13 protein-coding genes are annotated in these 17,183 nt (G+C 71.9%); 4 read left to right on the top strand and 9 right to left on the bottom strand.

Annotated features, from left to right (window positions below):
• Positions 1-153: 153 nt before the first annotated feature.
• Both VHA72_RS00895 and VHA72_RS00900 read left to right on the top strand, forming a co-directional pair.
• A complete protein-coding gene (locus VHA72_RS00895; protein ID WP_325572558.1) occupies positions 154-2,544 on the top strand; it encodes a ribonucleoside-diphosphate reductase subunit alpha in 2,391 nt (796 codons plus the stop codon).
• Positions 2,541-3,563: a ribonucleotide-diphosphate reductase subunit beta gene (locus VHA72_RS00900; protein WP_325572559.1), complete on the top strand. Its 1,023-nt coding sequence runs from the start codon at positions 2,541-2,543 to the stop codon at positions 3,561-3,563. The genes VHA72_RS00895 and VHA72_RS00900 overlap by 4 nt, the downstream gene beginning before the upstream one ends.
• Before the next feature lie 39 nt (positions 3,564-3,602).
• On the opposite strand, the gene VHA72_RS00905 is transcribed toward VHA72_RS00900, so the two are convergent.
• On the bottom strand, positions 3,603-5,051 hold the full coding sequence (locus VHA72_RS00905; RefSeq protein ID WP_325572560.1) for an RNB domain-containing ribonuclease: 1,449 nt from the start codon (positions 5,049-5,051) through the stop codon (positions 3,603-3,605).
• A 19-nt stretch (positions 5,052-5,070) separates the two neighbouring features.
• Between VHA72_RS00905 and yaaA the strand changes: the two genes are divergently transcribed.
• Positions 5,071-5,847, top strand: coding sequence for a peroxide stress protein YaaA (yaaA, locus tag VHA72_RS00910; protein ID WP_325572561.1), 777 nt, complete (start codon positions 5,071-5,073; stop codon positions 5,845-5,847).
• Positions 5,848-6,009: 162 nt separating this feature from the next.
• On the opposite strand, the gene VHA72_RS00915 is transcribed toward yaaA, so the two are convergent.
• Genes VHA72_RS00915 through VHA72_RS00925 form a run of 3 tightly spaced genes read right to left on the bottom strand, consistent with a single transcriptional unit; the run spans position 6,010 to position 9,092 of the window.
• Entirely contained in the window at positions 6,010-7,200 is a 1,191-nt protein-coding gene (locus VHA72_RS00915) for a bifunctional RNase H/acid phosphatase (protein ID WP_325572562.1), read from the bottom strand.
• Positions 7,197-7,937, bottom strand: a complete 741-nt coding sequence (locus VHA72_RS00920) for a zinc ribbon domain-containing protein (RefSeq protein ID WP_325572563.1) — start codon at positions 7,935-7,937, stop codon at positions 7,197-7,199. Before VHA72_RS00920 ends, VHA72_RS00915 begins: the two co-directional genes overlap by 4 nt.
• Before the next feature lie 21 nt (positions 7,938-7,958).
• Positions 7,959-9,092 (bottom strand): Nif3-like dinuclear metal center hexameric protein, encoded by a 1,134-nt coding sequence (locus tag VHA72_RS00925; RefSeq protein WP_325572564.1) that lies wholly within the window; start codon positions 9,090-9,092, stop codon positions 7,959-7,961.
• 102 nt (positions 9,093-9,194) lie between these two features.
• On the opposite strand from VHA72_RS00925, the gene VHA72_RS00930 reads away from it, so the two are divergent.
• The gene (locus tag VHA72_RS00930; protein ID WP_325572565.1) at positions 9,195-10,271 is read left to right on the top strand and encodes a baeRF2 domain-containing protein; all 1,077 of its coding nucleotides are present in this window, start codon (positions 9,195-9,197) and stop codon (positions 10,269-10,271) included.
• 6 nt (positions 10,272-10,277) lie between these two features.
• Here the strand turns inward: VHA72_RS00930 and VHA72_RS00935 are convergent, their stop codons facing one another.
• The 5 genes from VHA72_RS00935 to VHA72_RS00955 form a co-directional block, all read right to left on the bottom strand.
• Positions 10,278-11,198 (bottom strand): lysophospholipid acyltransferase family protein, encoded by a 921-nt coding sequence (locus VHA72_RS00935; protein ID WP_325572566.1) that lies wholly within the window; start codon positions 11,196-11,198, stop codon positions 10,278-10,280.
• Complete coding sequence (gene larAH / locus VHA72_RS00940; RefSeq protein ID WP_325572567.1) at positions 11,195-12,775, bottom strand: NPN-dependent hydroxyacid isomerase, LarAH14/15/16 family; 1,581 nt, start codon at positions 12,773-12,775, stop codon at positions 11,195-11,197. Before larAH ends, VHA72_RS00935 begins: the two co-directional genes overlap by 4 nt.
• Positions 12,772-13,959, bottom strand: coding sequence for a zinc-dependent alcohol dehydrogenase (locus tag VHA72_RS00945; RefSeq protein WP_325572568.1), 1,188 nt, complete (start codon positions 13,957-13,959; stop codon positions 12,772-12,774). The genes larAH and VHA72_RS00945 overlap by 4 nt, the downstream gene beginning before the upstream one ends.
• Positions 13,959-16,235: an HAD-IB family hydrolase gene (locus VHA72_RS00950; protein ID WP_325572569.1), complete on the bottom strand. Its 2,277-nt coding sequence runs from the start codon at positions 16,233-16,235 to the stop codon at positions 13,959-13,961. Before VHA72_RS00950 ends, VHA72_RS00945 begins: the two co-directional genes overlap by 1 nt.
• A gap of 51 nt (positions 16,236-16,286) precedes the next feature.
• Positions 16,287-17,183 (bottom strand): PQQ-dependent sugar dehydrogenase (locus VHA72_RS00955; protein WP_325572570.1); only part of this gene is annotated, 897 nt, incomplete at its 5' end.

Here is a 17,183-nt window from a genome sequence, read left to right on the forward strand (position 1 = left end):
CAGCGCACCACGCCCGCCGGGCGTGGTGGTCCGAGGCCTCGTGGGAAGGCCGACGGCTGGGTCGCGATCCCGTCCTCGACGAGGTCGCCGCCACTCGCCACCGTCGCCCTTCCCGCGGCCCCGGACCGTCCCGGTTCTCGCGAGGAGAGAGAAGTGACGGTCACCGAATCTGTTGTCCGCACCACCATGACGGTGCGCAAGCGCAACGGCGACAGCGAGCCTGTCGACGTCACCAAGATCGTCCGGGCGGTCGACCGCGTCAGCGGCGACCTGCCCGATGTCGACCCGATGCGGGTGGCCACCCGCACCATCAGCGGCCTGTACGACGGCGCCACCACCGCCGAGCTGGACCGGCTGTCGATCCAGACCGCGGCGGAGATGATCGGCGAGGAGCCGGCGTACTCCAAGCTCGGCGCGCGGCTGCTGGCCGGCTACATCGACAAGGAGGTCCGCAACCAGGGCGTCGCCTCCTTCAGCCAGTCGATCAGCCTGGGCCACGCCGAGGGCCTGATCGGCGAGGAGACGGCGCGCTTCGTCAAGGACAACGCCCGCAAGCTCGACTTCGCCGTCGACGTCGAGGCCGACAACCGGTTCGAGTACTTCGGGCTGCGCACCGTCTACGACCGCTACCTGCTGCGCCACCCCAGCAGCCGGCTGGTGATCGAGACGCCGCAGTACTTCCTGCTCCGGGTGGCCTGCGGCCTGGCCCAGAGCCCGGCCGAGGCGATCGACTTCTACCGGCTGATGTCCTCGCTCGCCTACCTGCCCTCCAGCCCGACGCTGTTCAACTCCGGCACCCGGCACAGCCAGATGTCCTCCTGCTACCTGGTCGACAGCCCGCGCGACGAGCTGGACTCGATCTACGGTCGCTACGCCCAGGTGGCGAAGCTGTCGAAGTTCGCCGGTGGGATCGGGATCGGGTTCTCCCGGGTGCGCTCCCGCGGCGCGCTGATCCGCGGCACCAACGGCCAGTCCAACGGCATCGTGCCGTTCCTGCGCACCCTCGACGCCAGCGTGTCGGCGGTCAACCAGGGCGGCCGGCGCAAGGGCGCCGCCTGCGTCTACCTGGAGCCATGGCACCCCGACATCGAGGAGTTCCTCGAGCTGCGGGACAACACCGGCGAGGACGCCCGCCGTACCCACAACCTCAACCTGGCCACCTGGATCCCCGACGAGTTCATGCGCCGGGTGGAGGCCGACGAGGACTGGTCGCTCATCGACCCCGACCAGGCGCCCGAGCTGGTCGACCTGTGGGGGACGGCGTTCGCGGCGCGCTACCGCGAGCTGGAGGCGGAGGGCCGGGCCGTGCGCACCGTCAAGGCCCGCGACCTCTATGCCCGGATGATGCGTACGCTGGCCCAGACCGGCAACGGCTGGATGACGTTCAAGGACGCCGCCAACCGCACCTGCAACCAGACCTCCGACGTCCCCGGCGGCCCGGTCGTGCACCTGTCCAACCTGTGCACGGAGATCATCGAGGTCTCCTCCGACGCCGAGACGGCGGTGTGCAACCTCGGCTCGGTCAACCTCGCGCAGCACGTCACCCCGCAGGGCATCGACTGGGAGAAGCTGCGCGGCACCGTGCGCACCGCCGTACCCCTGCTCGATCGGGTGATCGACATCAACTTCTACCCGAGCGAGGAGTCGGCGCGCTCCAACCCGCGTTGGCGGCCGGTCGGGCTGGGCCTGATGGGCCTGCAGGACGTCTTCTTCGCCCTCGGCCTGCCGTTCGACTCCGCCGACGCGCTGGAGCTCTCCACCCGTATCCAGGAGGAGGTCTACCTGACCGCGCTGGAGGTCTCGGCCGACCTGGCCGAGCAGCACGGTGCACATCCGGCGTACGACGACACGCGCGCCGCCCGCGGCCGGCTCCAGCCCGACCTGTGGGGCGTCACGCCGACCCAGGCCGAGCGCTGGGAGGCACTGCGGCGCCGGGTCGCCGCGGCCGGCCTGCGCAACTCGCTGCTGATCGCGATCGCCCCGACGGCGACGATCGCCAGCATCGCCGGCTGCTACGAGTGCATCGAGCCGCAGGTCTCCAACCTGTTCAAGCGCGAGACGCTCTCGGGCGAGTTCCTGCAGATCAACTCGGCGCTGGTGCGCGAGCTCAAGGCGCGTGGGCTGTGGACACCGGAGGTCCGCGAGCAGATCAAGCGGGCCGAGGGCTCCATCCAAGGCATCACCGCGATCCCGGCCGACCTGCGCGAGCTGTACCGGACCGCCTGGGAGCTGCCGCAGCGGGCGCTGATCGACCTGGCCGCGGCGCGCTCGCCGTACATCGACCAGAGCCAGTCGCTCAACCTGTTCCTGGCCGGCCCGACCATCGGCAAGCTCTCCTCGATGTACCTCTACGCCTGGAAGGCCGGGCTGAAGACGACCTACTACCTGCGCTCCCGTCCGGCCACCCGGATCCAGCAGGCGACCGTCACCGGCGGCAGCACCGCCACCATCACGAGCACCGTCACGGTGCCCACCACCGCCACCGACGAGGGGGCAGTCGCCTGCTCCCTCGAGAACCCCGAGGCATGCGAGGCCTGCCAGTGACCACCACGACCACCACCCGCCAGATGCTGCTCGACCCGGGCCTGGACCTGACCCTGCGCCCGATGCGCTACCCACACTTCTTCGACAGGTTCAAGGACGCCATCAAGAACACCTGGCACGTCGAGGAGATCGACCTCCACTCCGACCTGAAGGACCTCGCCCGGATGACGCCGGCCGAGCGGCACCTCATCTCGCGGCTGGTCGCGTTCTTCGCCACCGGCGACACCATCGTGGCCAACAACCTGGTGCTCAACCTCTACCAGCACGTCAACTCCCCCGAGGGCCGGCTCTACCTCTCGCGGCAGCTGTTCGAGGAGGCGGTGCACGTCCAGTTCTACCTGAACCTGCTCGACACCTACGTGCCCGACGAGCAGGAGCGCTTCGAGGCGTTCGCGGCCGTCGACAACATCCCCTCGATCAAGGCCAAGGCCGACTTCTGCTTCAGGTGGATCGACTCGCTCTTCGAGGTACGCCGGCTGGAGACGCGGGAGGACCGCAAGGCGTTCCTGCTCAACCTGATCTGCTTCGCAGCGGTGATCGAGGGGCTGTTCTTCTACGGCGCCTTCGCCTACGTCTACTTCCTGCGCTCGCGCGGGCTGCTGAACGGCCTGGCCTCGGGCACCAACTGGGTCTTCCGGGACGAGTCGATGCACATGGCCTTCGCCTTCGACGTGGTCGACACGGCCCGGGCCGAGGAGCCGGAGCTGTGGGACGACGACCTGGCCGCCCGGGTGCGCGAGATGCTGATGGAGGGTGTGGACGCCGAGGCGCAGTTCGCCGAGGACCTGCTCGGCCAGGGGGTCGCCGGCCTGTCGACCGCCGACATGCGCTCCTACCTGGAGTACGTCGCCGACCGCCGCATGGAGCGCCTCGACCTGCCACCGATCTACGGCGCGGCCAACCCGCTGACGTTCATGGAGCTGCAGGACGTCCAGGAGCTGTCGAACTTCTTCGAGCGGCGCGTGTCGGCGTACCAGGTCGGCGTGACCGGCACCGTCGACTTCGACGAGGAGTTCTGACCCGCGCCACCCCGCGCCAGCCCGCCGGCCGGGGCGGCCTCAGCCCAGCTCGAAGGCCACCGTACGAGTGGCGACGTCGGCGCTGGCCAGCGTGACCGTCACGTCGGTGCCCAGCGGCAACGGCTGGGCGCCGACGACCGGCGCCTCCACGGCCGGGTCCTGGATGGTGACGCTGCCGCGGGTGCCGGTCTTCTCGTCGACCTCGACGATGACGCCCTGGAACGTCTGACCCACTCGTTTGGCGAGCACGCCCGCCTCCACCAGGTCCACCACGGCATGCTCGTACGACGACGAGCGGTGCCCGCTGGCCCGCATCTCCTCCGGGAGTGTCGCCAGGGCCTGGTGGACCCAGTCCGGCACCGGCTGGTCCGCGCATAGCGCCACGCACACCTCGGCGGCGTACCTGTCGACCAGGCGGCGCAACGGTGCCGTGACGTGGGCGTACTCCGACGCGAGTGCGGCATGCTCGGTCAGCGCCGGCAGTTCGCCGTCGAAGGCGGCGTACCCGCTGCCGCGCAGCAGCCGGGTGCACGCCACGGTCATCGCGGCGTGCCTCGGGTCGGTGGGGTCCAGGGTGCGGATGAAGTCCGGATAGAGCATCTCGGCGGGCCAGTCGATGCCGAGCGCGCGGGCGGTTCGGTGCAGGTGCTGCACGTCGCGCGGGTCCGGCGGCGGTAGCGTACGCAGGATCCCGACTCGGGCGTAGACCATCAGGTCGGCGGCGCCGAAGCCGGTGAGCAGCGAGATCTGGGCGTTCCACTCCTCCACCGGAAGCTGGCTGCGGTAGGCCAGCCGCCACTCGTCGCCGGTGACCTCGATCTCCTGGTCGGGCAGGGTCAGGTTGACGCCGCCGCGCTTGGCCTCGACCTGCTGGCGCAACCGCCCGATCTCGCGGAGCAGCTGGAGCATCTCGGGGGCGGTGCCGGCGTCGAGCTGCTGCTGCACTCCGGCGTAGTCAAGCTTGGCGGTGCTGCGCACCCGGGCGCGCTCGACGTGGGTGGAGATGGCCTCGCCGGTCTCGTCGAGCTCGATGGTCCACAGCAGCGCCGGCCGGATCTCGCCCGGGAGCAGGCTGGCGGCACCCTCGGAGAGCACCGCGGGGTGGAGGGGGATCAACGAGTCGGCGCCGTAGAGCGACTCGCCGCGCCGGTGCGCCTCGACGTCGATCGCGTCGCCGGGCGTGATGAAGGCGGCAAGGTCGGCGATCGCGTAGTGCACCGTGTAGCCGTCGCCGTTGCGGGCCAGGTGCATGGCCTGGTCGAGGTCCATCGACGTGGGCGGGTCGATCGTCACGAACGGCAGGTCCGTGCGGTCCAGATCGGGCAGCCGAGGCCGCTGTGCGGCGGCCGCCGCAGCCGCCTCCACCTCCGGCGGGAAGTCGGGACTGACCCCCAGATCCCGCTGGATCTGGGCGATGCCGGCACGGAGGGTCTGCGCGGCGACGCCGTCGTCGGCCTGGGCGACCCGGATCACTCGGTTGCTGGGCACGTTGGAAAGATAGCCGCTCGTGCTGATCCTGTTGCCGCCGTCCGAGGGGAAGACCGCACCGCGTCGCGGGGCGCCGCTGGCGCTGGACCGTCTCTCACTGCCGTCGCTGAACCCCGCTCGGGAGGCGGTCATCGAGTCGTTGGTCGCGCTCTGCCGCGGCGACGAGGCGGTCGCGGCCGAGGTGCTCGGCGTACCGAAGACGCAGCCGGAGCTGGTCACCCGCAACGCCAGCCTGCTGGCCGCGCCGACGGCGCGGGCCGACGCGATCTACACCGGCGTCCTGTACGACGCCCTGGACGCGGGGTCGCTGTCGACCGCCGCCAAGCGCCGGGCGGCCTCCCGGGTGATGGTGACGTCCTCGGTCTTCGGTCTGGTCGGGTTCGGCGACCGGATCCCGGCGTACCGCCTCTCCGGCGACACCACCCTGCCCGGCCTCGGCGGCGTCCAGGCGCACTGGCGGCGCCACCTCGGCCCGGCCGCACTGGAGGCGTTGGGCGGCGGGTTGCTGGTCGATCTGCGCAGCGGCACCTATGCGTCGTTCTGGCGACCCGACGAGGTGGCCGCACGGACCGCCACGGTGCGGGTGCTGCACGAGGTCGGCGGCGTACGCAAGGTGGTCAGCCACTTCAACAAGGCCACCAAGGGCCGGATCGTGCGGGCGCTCCTGGAGGCCGGCGCCGCGCCCCGGACTCCGACGAAACTGGCCGACGTCCTCCGCGACCTCGGCTGGGCCGTGGAGCTCGGCGCTCCCACCACGTCCGGCACCCGGCTCGACGTGGTGGTCGGCGAGCTGTGAGGCGTGCTGGGCGTCAGGGGTAGTTCGGGGAGAAACGGTCGCTCTACTGGCCAGTAACCGACCGGTTCTCCCCGAACTACCCCGCCATTACCCCGCCACCACCCCGCCACTACTCCGCCACTACTCCGCCGACAACGCGATCCTGGCCTGCCAGGAGCCAGATCACCAGGCGCTGGAGTCGAACGGGTCCCGGGCGGGTGGCAGGGCGTTGTAGAGCCGCAGGGAGCCGCGGGCGGCACCGTCGTCGCCGTCGTCGTAGAAGCTCACCACGCTGACCGACGCCGGGGCGAGCTCCATCCGGAAGACGGCGGCCAGGTCGGCGTCGAGCGCTCGGGCGACCAGGGTCTTGATGGGCGTCACGTGACTGACCACGAGCACGGTCCGGCCGTGGAAGCGGTCCAGCAGCCGGTCGAGGCCGGCGTACACCCGCTCCTGGACGGTACGGAACGACTCGCCACCCCCCGGCGCGTGATCCAAGGAGCCGAGCCAGCGCTCCAGTTCGCCCGGGAACCGCTCGCCGACCTCGGCGAAGGTCAGGCCGTCCCACGCCCCGAACTCCATCTCCGCGAAGCCGGGCTCCTCGGCGATCTCCTTGCCGAGTACGGCGGCGGCGATCTCCGCCGACTCCACCGTGCGCCGCACCGGCGAGGTGACCACCGCCGCGATTCGGTCCGCGATCGGCGCCAGCCACTCCGCGGCCGCCCGGATCTGGGCGCGGCCGTCGTCGGACAGCGGCGGATTGGCCGACGCCAGCCCGCCCGAGAACCGCTTCTCCAGGGTGTGCGGGGTGACGCCGTGGCGCAGCAGGATCAGCGTGGTCGGTGGGCCGCCCGGCTTCGCCCACCCGCGGGCGGGCACCTCGGTGCGCGCCGACTCGACCTCGGCAAGCAGACTCTCGTCGCTCTCCCCCGCTACCGTGACACCGCTGCGCAGCCCGTCGAGGGCCTCGTTGACCAGCCGATCGGCGTGCCCGTTCTGCCCCCGCGGGATCCAGGTGTACGCCGTTCCGGCCGGCGCGAGCCGAGCAGCCTCCTGGGCCAGCGGCACCATGTCGGGGTGCTTGATCCTCCACCGGCCGCTCATCTGCTCCACGACCAGCTTGGAGTCCATCCGGACCTCGACCTCGGCCTCGGGCGCGAGCTCGGCGGCGAGGGTCAGGCCCGCGATCAGGCCGCGGTACTCGGCCACGTTGTTGGTCGCCACGCCGATGGCGGTGCCGTCCTCGGCAAGCACCTCCCCGGTGGCGGCGTCGCGCAGCACCGCGCCGTACGCCGCCGGCCCGGGGTTGCCCCGCGAGCCGCCGTCCGCCTCGATGACGACCTTGGCGACGACCTTGGCGACTCGGTCGCTCACAGCCCCGACTCGGCAGTGCGGACCAGGATCACGCCGCACTCCTCATGGCGGATGACCTCGTTGCTCTGCGCGGCCCGAATCCGAGCCAGCTCCGCCGGCTCGACGGTCAGCCGGCAACCGCCGCACTGACGGGCGCGCAGCTCGCCGGCACCGATGCCGTGCTGTTCGCGCAGCCGGTCGTAGAGCGCCATCAGGTCCGCCGGCATGCCCTCGGTGGCGGGACCGCGCTCGGCGGTGACCTCGGCCAGCTCCTTCTCGATGCCGGCGGCACGTTCAGCCCGCTGCTGGGTCAGGGTCGCGATCTGCTCGTCGATGGCGGCGATCTTGGCGTCGAACTCGGCCGCCTCGGCGCTCGCCGTCTCGAGCTGCTCCATCACCTCCAGCTCCTCGTCCTCGAGGACAAGGATGCGTCGGTCGATGTTGGCCAGCTCGGCCTGGAGCCGCTCCAGGTCCTTGGGATTGGTGACCTGGCCGGCGTCGATGCGCTGCTGCTCACGGACCCGCCGGGTGCGAACGGCCTCGACGTCCTTCTCCGCCTTGGCCTGGGCGGCAGCCAGATCGTCACGCCGCACCCGGGCGTCGATCGCGGCGTCGTCAACCAGCTTGCGCTCGGCCTGCAGGTCGCGGATCTGCTTGGTCTCCGGCAGGGTGGCGAGCTGGTGGCGCAGCTGCAGCAGCCGTGCGTCGATCTCGGCGATGTCCAGCAGCTTCAGCTGGGCGAACGGGTCGGCCTTCACCGGTGCTCCTCGTCGGGGTGTCTAGAACCGCAGCGTCCAGGGATCGGTGACGATCTGCGAGATGCGGGCCTCCACCGTATCGCCCAGCTCCTGCGCCAGCCGCGCGGCCACCGTCGGGAGCCAGGTCCACTCCGCCGCCCAGTGCGGTACGTCGACGATCGCCGCGCCCTCGTGCTCCAGGAACTCGCTGGTCAGGTGGTGGCGCAGGTCGCTGGTGACGTAGACGTCGGCATCGCTGCGCCGGACCAGATCGAGGAGCGAGTCGCCGGCGCCGCCGCACAGCGCCACTCGGCGGATCGGCCGGTCGGGGTTGCCGCCGGCCCTGACGCCTGCGACGGTGGTCGGCAGCGCGGCGGCCACGTGGGCGGCGAAGTCGCGCAGCGTCAGCGGCGCGGGCAGCGTGCCGATCCGGCCGAAGCCGACTTCGGCCGGCCCGGCCGGCGCCAGCTCGACCACGTCGTACGCCGGCTCCTCGTAGGGATGCGCCGCCAGCAGCGCCGTCACCACCGGTCGCCGGCGCTCGCGTGGCAGCACCACCTCGATCCGGACCTCGTCTACGACCTCCAGGGCGCCGACGGAGCCGACATGCGGTCGGGCGCCCGGCAGCGGTCGGAACCGGCCCTCACCCGGGCTGGAGAACGAGGCGCTGTCGTAGTCGCCGATCCGGCCGGCACCGGCCTCGGCCAGTGCCTCGCGCAGTCGCGGTGCGTCGGCGGCAGGGACGTAGGTGGTCAGTTTGTCGAGCGCGGCACCCGAGGCAGGCTCCAGGGGCGCGACGTCGGTCAGCCCGAGCGCCAGCGCCATCGCCTCGCTCACCCCGCCGAGCGCCTGGTCGGCGTTGGTGTGCGCGGCCAGCAGCCCGCAGCCGGCCTGGGCGAGCGTCCACAGGGTGCGGCCCTTCGGCGTGGTCGGCGCGAAGCCGTGCACCGGCTTGAGGAACAGCGGGTGGTGGGTGATCACCAGGTCGGCGCCCCACGCGGCCGCCTCCCGGGCGACCGGCAGCACCGGGTCGACGGCGAGGAGCACCTTCGCGCAGGGCGCGGCCGGATCGCCGTACACCAGTCCGACGGCGTCCCAAGACGCCGCGGTGGCGGGCGGATACCAGCGGTGCAGGAGGTCGACGACCTCGCCGAGGGTAGGGCCGAGGGTAGGCATGCGGCTCAGGCTAGCGACGCCGACCGACGCAGCGCCCGTCGGCGGCGAACCGGCGCGACCGCGGGCGTTTCCGGCCCCGGCCGATCGGGGACCGGAGAGGCCATGGACACCGCGACGCTTGCCCCCGTTCTGACCAAGCCCGGTCCCTACGCCACCGTGTTCGTCGACGTCAGCCAGGACACCGAGTCCGGGCGGCACGAGCACGAGACGCGGGTCCGCGACGCCTGCCACGAGCTGGCCGCCCAGGGTGCCCCCAGCCAGGTCGTCGAGCGGCTGCAACAGCGGCTCGACGAGCAGCCCGGACGAGCCGCGCCGGTCTCGCGACTGGTCGTCGGGACCCCCGACGAGATCGTGTACGACGAGCTCGCCACCACCCGGCAGGAGCAGCCGGTGGCCTCGTGGGACCCGCTCCCCGACCTGGCCGCCTGGGCCGCCCACCGCGACGCCGACGTCCGCTTCGTGCTCGCCCTGGTCGACCACACCGGCGGCCAGGTGTCGCTGTGGGACTCCGACGTGCCCGTGCCCACCGAGGAGATCACCGCCGGCGGCGACCTGCAGTACGTGCACCAGGTGCCGGTCGGCGGCTGGGCCTCGATCGAGGTGCAGCGCACCAGCGAGAACGCCTGGCGGCGCAACGCCGAGGAGGTCGTGGCCGAGGTCGAGCGGCTGGTCCGCCAGCACCGTCCCAGCATGATCCTGCTCGCCGGCGATCCGGCCTCGTGTGGCATCGCGCGCCGCGAGCTGGACGCGCTGCCGGCCGAGGTGGTCCCGCTGCCGACCGGTCAGCGGCACGCCGACGGCGGTGACGACGCCCTGCACCAGGCGATCCGGGAGGCGCTCTTCCAGGACGTGGTGGGTCGACGTACGGCGCTCGCCGAGCGCCTACGCGACGGCCTCGGCCGCGGCGAGGGCGTGGCCACCGGCGTCCGGGATGTGGCCGACGCGCTCGTCCAGGGCCGGGTGGAGACGCTGCTCTTCGACCCGGCACGACTGGGCGAGCACGAGCTCGACCCCGCCCAGCATCCGGGCCTGGCGTTCGGGGCGGCGAACATCGTCGGCCCGGTCCGCGCCGACGAGGCGCTGATCGCGGGCGCGGTGCTCACCGAGGCGGCCGTCGTACCGTTGCCGTCGGCCGCGCTCGGCGGAGCCCCGGTCGCCGCGCTGCTGCGCTGGGCCTAGCGACGGTCAGCGGCCCCACGCCCGCGGCCGGTCCGGGCCGACCGCGGGGGACTGCGAGGACGTCCAGATCCGGCGCCACTGGGCAATGTCCGGCCCGGCCGGGTCGGGGGTCTGCCCGGCGGCGGAGCGACGCAGCGAGGCGTACCAGTCGGTCTCCTCCTCGTCGAGCAGCCGAGCCACCGCCTGCTTGATCCGCGGCGCCAGCTCGCGGGCCGACTCGCCCTCGCCCGGCACCAGTGGCTCGCCGAACCGGATGGTCAGCTGGCGCCGGCCACGGGAGGGCCAGGAGACCCCGCGCGGCATCGCCGCGAACGTCCCGCGGTGCACGATCGGCACCACCGGGACGCCGTGCTCGACGGCCAGGTACGCCGCGCCCATCCGGAAGCTGCCCAGATAGCCGTCGGTCGACCGGGTGCCCTCCGGGAAGATCAATAGCGACCAGCCGTCGCCGAGCACCTCTCCCGGCGTGGCGGACAGGGTGCCACCGCGGCGGTCGATCGGCAGCGTGTTGAACAGCAGCGAGGAGCCGACCGCGCGCCACCAGGTGTCGAAGAAGTAGTCGGCCGCGGCCGCCACCGCGGTACGCCGCCGCCACTCGTCGGGCAGTGAGAGCAGGACCAGCGGGGTGTCGAGGTGGGAGGCGTGGTTGGCCACGAAGATGACCGGCCCGGTCAGCCCGTCGAGCACCGAGAGGCCGGAGACCTGGGTGCGGACCTGCGAGCGGAAGACCGGCTCGAGGCCGACCTTCTGCGCCACCTCACGGGCGGCCGCCGCCCACGGCGTCCGCGACCAGTCGTTGGGGTATATCGAAGACGACGCCGGCGGCACGAACTCCTCCGCCGAGCGCGGCACCTGGGCGCGATGCCCCCAGCGCCAGCCCCGCTTGACCTGCCTGACGTCGGCGACGGTGTCGCGCCAGAAGCTCATCGGACATCCGCCAGCAGGTGCGGCGGGTTGTGCAGGTAGGTGATCGACGGCGAGCCGCCGACGGTCGAGGAGGCCATCTCCAGGGCGTCGTGCAGCGTCGAGGCCGACCGGAAGCCCATCCGGGCGGCCGCCCGCCGGTCACCACCCACCCAGATCACATCGCCCAGGTGGTCCAGCGCGTGCGCGATCCAGTACCACATGTAGAACGGGTGGACGCCGTGGTAGGCGTGCGAGGTGCGGTAGAGGTGCACGTACCACGGGTCGGTGGCGAACTGCTGCTCGAACTTCTCCCCCACCACCGCCGGATCCGTCGACTCCGCGAGCACCTCCTCGTAGAAGTCGACGTACGACGGGTGGGTCAGCGTGTTGAAGCCCTCGTCCAGCGGGTGGTACAGGATCGCGACGCCGCCCTGCCGCACGACCGGCTGGCCGAGATAGGAGTTGAAGTAGTAGCCCAGGCCCATGCACGCCGCCAGGATCGGGTTCATCGTCGAGTTGACGTTGTAGGGGCCGAGGTAGGGCACGCCCATCACGACCACGTCGGACTGGCCCTCGATCTTGACCCGTTGCTGCTCGTGCACCTTGCGGATGGTGCGCTCGTGCACCGCTTCCACCTCGCCGGCGTTGATCCCGGTCAGCCCGTAGACCGAGCGCAGGTCGTGGAACATCTTGTGCCGCAGCTTCTGCGGCGCGATCGCCAGCCCGCGACGCATCGCCAGCGCCGAGGCCTGGTCCTTGATCGACCACTCCCACTCGCGCTTCATCAAGAAGTCGTAGGGCTTGGGAAAGATGTTGTTGTCGACGGTGGTCTCGATCTGGAAGACCTTGACGTGCTTCTTGATCAGCCGGCCCATCCGCCACGCCGAGGAGTGCATCTCGGAGTGCTTGTGGTCCATGAACGAGCGGCTGTTGACCATCGTCTTGGCGTTGTGGTGGTGCTTGAGCGACTTGTACGACGCCAGCCCGATCCCGACCGACTTGTGACCGCCGTCCATGGCGACCAGGTTGATGTTGACGTAGACCAGCAGGTCGGAGGTGGCCGCCCGCTTGTTGATCTCGACGTCCTCGCCCTTCTCGGTCAGACCGAGGTGCTCGAGGTTGTCGCGGTCCTCCGCGTCGTGGTTGTAGAGCGCCCCCTGCGGCCAGAAGCTGCGGAAGACCCGCTCTCCCACGATGTGCTTGATCTCGGCGGCGCTCATCCGTCGGTGCAGCGCGTTGGCCGCGATCAGCTCGACGTCGTCGACGCCCTTCTCGGCGGCGAGGGTGAGCACCTGCTCGATGATCCGGCCGCGCAGGTCGGGCGCCCTCATCGTGGGCAGCGGCAGTGAGATGTCGTCGAACGCGATGGTCAGCCGCATGCCGGGGAACAGCAGCGCGGGCAACGGCTCGGAGTCGACCGGGTCGAGCAGCGCGTCGCGGATGGCGCCGTCCACGTCGGCGATGGAGGCGATCGGCTCGGGCGGGTAGATCACCCGGGTTCCGAGCGGGAACTCCTCGAGCCGGAATCCCAGCCCCTCGTGCACTAGCAGCGGCGGGGTCCTGTCATCGACCTCGAGGACGAAGCCTGGCCTACTCATTGGTTCCTCCTGGGATCGAATGCCACCTTGACGGTGCCGAGACGGCCGGCCGAGTGCGCATGGTCGAGCGCCTCCCGCCAGCGATGGAGCGGGTACGTCGCCACACCCTTGGCCAACCGTGCCACGGCATCGTGGCCGACCAGACCGGTGGCCTTGGCGAACGCCTCCTCGCCGTGCGCGGAGGCGTAGGTGCCGACCACCTCCAGCTCGCGGAACCAGGCCGCGGAGAGGTCGGCCTTGGCCGGCATACCGGAGAGCACCACCCGGCCGCCGGCGCGAGTGGCGTGCAGGCAGGTCTCCAGTGACTGGCTCGACCCGACCGCGTCGATGGCGACGTCGACCCCGCCGAGCAGGTACGGCGCGGAGAACTCCGGCTCGAGCTGGAAGGCGCCGGTCGCGCGGCGGATCCGGCGCAGCGTCTCCTTGGGGGCCACCACCTCGGTGGCGCCGAACTCCAGGGCCAGCTCCCGCTGACGGGCGTGCTTGGCGACCACCAGGATCTCGCCGGCGTCGGTGAGCTCGCGCAGCGCCAGCGTGGCCAGCAGGCCGACCGCCCCGGCGCCACTGACCAGCACCCGGTCGCCGGCGCTCACGCCGGCCCGCAGCGCGGTGTGCACCGCACACGCGACGGGCTCGATCAGCAGCGCCTGCTCGTCGGCGTACCCGTCGGGGACGGGGTGAAGCTGCGAGCGGTGTGCCACCAGCTGCTGGCTCCAGCCGCCGCCGGTGTCGTGGCAGAAGCCGGTCTGCAGTCCGGCCGAGATGTCGCCGACGGTGATCCGGGAGCATCGGTTGGTCTCGCCGCGCTCGCAGGCCGGGCACGGGTCGACGCCGCGGGCCGCGCAGGTCAGCACCGGGTCGACCACGACGCGGGTGCCGGCCGGCAGGTCGTCGCAGTCCTCGAGCAGCTCGGCGACGACCTCGTGGCCGGGCACGAACGGCAGCGAGACGACCGCGCTGAAGTAGAGCGAGGTCTTGCCCGAGAGCATGCCGAGGTCGGAGCCGCAGATGCCGGAGAGCAGCACCCGAAGTCGCACCCAGCCGGGCCGCTCGACCTTCGGCGGCGGGATCGTGACCAGCCGCAGCGGAGCCGCGACGCCGGTCAGCAGCATCGGCACCCGGCCGCCGGCGGCCTTGCCGAGCACGGTCTTGGGGACCGAGCGGAACATCTCCAGCGCGAGCATCAGCCCACCACCCCCGGGACGCGGGAGGACACCGACGGCGAGGACCACTCCACGATCGACCAGTGTGCCTTGCGAGCGTGCCGGAACAGGGGTACATCGGGACGCACCGCGACCGGCTGCCCGACGGCTGCGAGCAGCGGCAGGTCGGAGTGGGAGTCGGCGTAGGCGTAGCAGCCGGACAGGTCCAGGCCGTGTGCCCGGGCGTAGGCCCGCACGAACGCCGCCCGGGCCTCGCCGACCAGCGGCGAGGACGCCAGCCGGCCGGTGCACACGCCGTACTCGTCGACAGCCAGGTCGGCGGCCTCGATGTGGTCGAACAGCGGCGCCAGCGGCCTGGTCAGCGGCCGGATCGCACCGGTCACGAGCACGGTCAGGTGCCCGGCGGCGCGGTGCTCGCGGATACGCCGGACCGCGTCGGGCGAGAGCCGGGCGAGCACGTGCTGGGCGAGGTCGCCGTCGGCGATGGCCTCCAGGTCGGCCAGCCGGGCTCCGGCGTACTCGCGGTAGACCGAGCGAAGGAAGCCGCCGCGCTCCTTGCGGTCGGCCTGGATCCAGCGCGGCACCTTGCCGGCGACCCGGCCCAGCTCGCCGAGCCGACCGCTCGCGGGCAGCTCGCCCAGCCGCAGCCACAGGTAGGTCTCGATGACGTTGGAGGACAGCAGCGTGCCGTCCATGTCGAAGAACGCCGCGACCCGCGTGCCCTCGGCTGGCGCCTTGAGCTCCTTGAGCGTTCCGGGGGCAGGCCGCTTGCGGGCGCGACGAAGCTCGTCCAGGTCGCGTACCGGCTTGGTCACCGCCGGGATGTGCGTGTCGTGGATGTAGTGGTGCCAGTCGATCACCGAGGTGTCGAACGCGAACGTTTCGCGGTCCTCGGGCGTCAGGCCGTCGAACAGCGCCATCGTCCGCTCGTCGACGAAGCGCAGGTCGGCCTGGGCGTACTCCTCGTAGAGCGAGAGGTAGCGACGCAGGAACCGCAGCCGGCGCCCCTGGGTGTCGAGCTTCTTGGCCCAGGCCCGGGTGCGGGTGCCGCGCGGCGCGTGGCCGATCACCCAGTCGGCGGCCTTGTGCGCGCGCTCGCCGGTCAACAGCATCCGCTCGACCGCGGCCGGCCCCGGGAACGGCCGCTCCGGCAGCCGCACCGCGCCCCGGTCGCCCATCGCGAACGGCTCCTTCTCGAAGTAGGAGCGGACGAAGTCCAGCAGCATGCCGAACGTGATCGGGTTGCGGTGACCCGAGGAGAGATGGAAGTACGCCGGCTCGGCCGGTGCCGGCGGATAGGCCAACGCCGCGACGATGGAGCTGACCACGTGGTCGATCGGGACGATGTCGATCGCGGTGTCGGGGTTGGCCGGGAACACCGGCAGCTCGCCGCGGCCGAAGGCCAGGATGAGCGGCTCGGCCATCTTGAACCCCTCGATCCAGCCCGGGTAGGGCCGCTCTAGGGCCGACTCGATGATGCTGGGTCGGTAGATCGTGACGGTGCGACCGCGGGCGGCGTACTCCTCCACCACGCGCTCGCCCAGCGCCTTGGTGAACGTGTAGCAGTCGGTCCAGCCCAGGCTGCGGGCGCGCTCGGTGCCGACTCGGACCAGCTCCTTGCGGACCCAGCGCTTCCGCTCGTCCTCGGCTGACGCTGCGGCTGTCAGCAGCCCGGCGCGGCCGTGCTCGCGCTCGGCCTTCCTGCGCAGCCGCTCCAGGACGTCGGCGGTGCGCGAGCGTGCCTCGATCTCGGCGCGCTGGGACAGGCCCCAGGCCAGCTCGGCCTCGAGGTCGACGCCGTGGTCCAGCGGCCCCTCGGGGATGTGGCCGCGGCGGCGGCCGGAGACGTAGGCGGTGGAGACGTGCAGGTAGTGCGCCTCCGGGTTGGCCTCCTCGACCCGGGCGAGCAGCTCGCGTACGCCGACGACGTTGGTGCGGAACGCGTCGTCGACCGGCGGGTCGAAGGAGACGTCGCCCGCGCAGTGCACCACTGCGTCCAGGTCCCTGGGCAGCGCCGGCGGTGCGGCCAGGTCGCCCTCGACGACGTTGATCCGGGCGGCCATCAGCGCGTCGGCGCCACCGGCGGCCTCGACCACCTCGGCGAAGATCGGCTTGCCGAGCAGCTTGCCGACCCGAGCCGTGCCGGGCGTGGAGCCCTTGGGCCGCACCAGCACCGAGAGCCGGACGTCGGGCACCTCGGTCAGCAGCAGGTGCAGCAGTGCCTCCCCGACGAAGCCGGTCACTCCGGTCAGGAGCACATGTCGTCCGGCCAGCCGTGCGGCGATCCCCTGGGTCACGCCGGTGATTCTGCCCGGTCGGCCCCCGGCGTCGCACCCCGGGCATGCCGCTCAGCCGACCTTGAGCTCCAGGATCCGGTCGTCACCCGGGTGTGGGGTGGCCCGACCGTCGCGGTTGCTGGCGGTGACCAGCAGGGTGTGGTCGTTCAGGGCGAGCACGCTGCGCAGCCGCCCGTAGCGACCGGTCAGGAAGTCCTGCGGGGTGCCCGCCTTGGCGCCGTGCAGCGGGATCCGCCACAGCCGCTGGCCGGCCAGGGCCGCCATCCAGATGCTCCTGGCGGCGTAGGCGATGCCGCTCGGGGAGTCTTCCTCGGTCCCCCACTGCGCGACCGGACTGGCGTACTTCGGATCGCTGGTCTTGCCCTGGGTGGCCGGCCAGCCGTAGTCACGCCCCGGCTTGATCAGGTTGAGCTCGTCGGCGGTGTGGTCGCCGAACTCCGAGGCCCACAGCCGGCCGTGCGGGTCGAACGCCAGCCCCTGCACGTTGCGGTGCCCGTAGCTGTAGACCAGCGTCCCGAACGGATTGCCCGGGGCCGGCCGGCCCGTCGGTGTCATCCGCAGGATCTTGCCGCCCAGCGAGTGCTTGTTCTGAGACAGCTCCGGACGTCCGGACTCCCCGGTGCCGGCGTAGAGCATGCCGTCGGGACCGAACGCCAGCCGACCGCCGTCGTGATGCACCCCGAGCGGGATGCCGGTGACGATCACGTGCGGCCGGCCGAGGTGGCGGTGACGCAACCGGAACCATCCGATCCGGTTGTCATTGGCGGTCGACCAGTAGGCGTAGACCCGGTGGTCGGAGGGGTACGCCGGGGAGAGCGCGAGGCCGAGCAGTCCGGCCTCGCCACCCTCGGCGACGTTGGAGACCGCCCCCGGCACGGCGCCGAGGTCGTGTCGATCCCCGGTGCGCAGGTCGACGCGGTAGACGTGGTGGTCGTCGCGCGAGCTCAC

The sequence above is a fragment of the Nocardioides sp. genome (assembly GCF_035547795.1).
In the GTDB taxonomy this organism is placed as follows: domain Bacteria; phylum Actinomycetota; class Actinomycetes; order Propionibacteriales; family Nocardioidaceae; genus Nocardioides.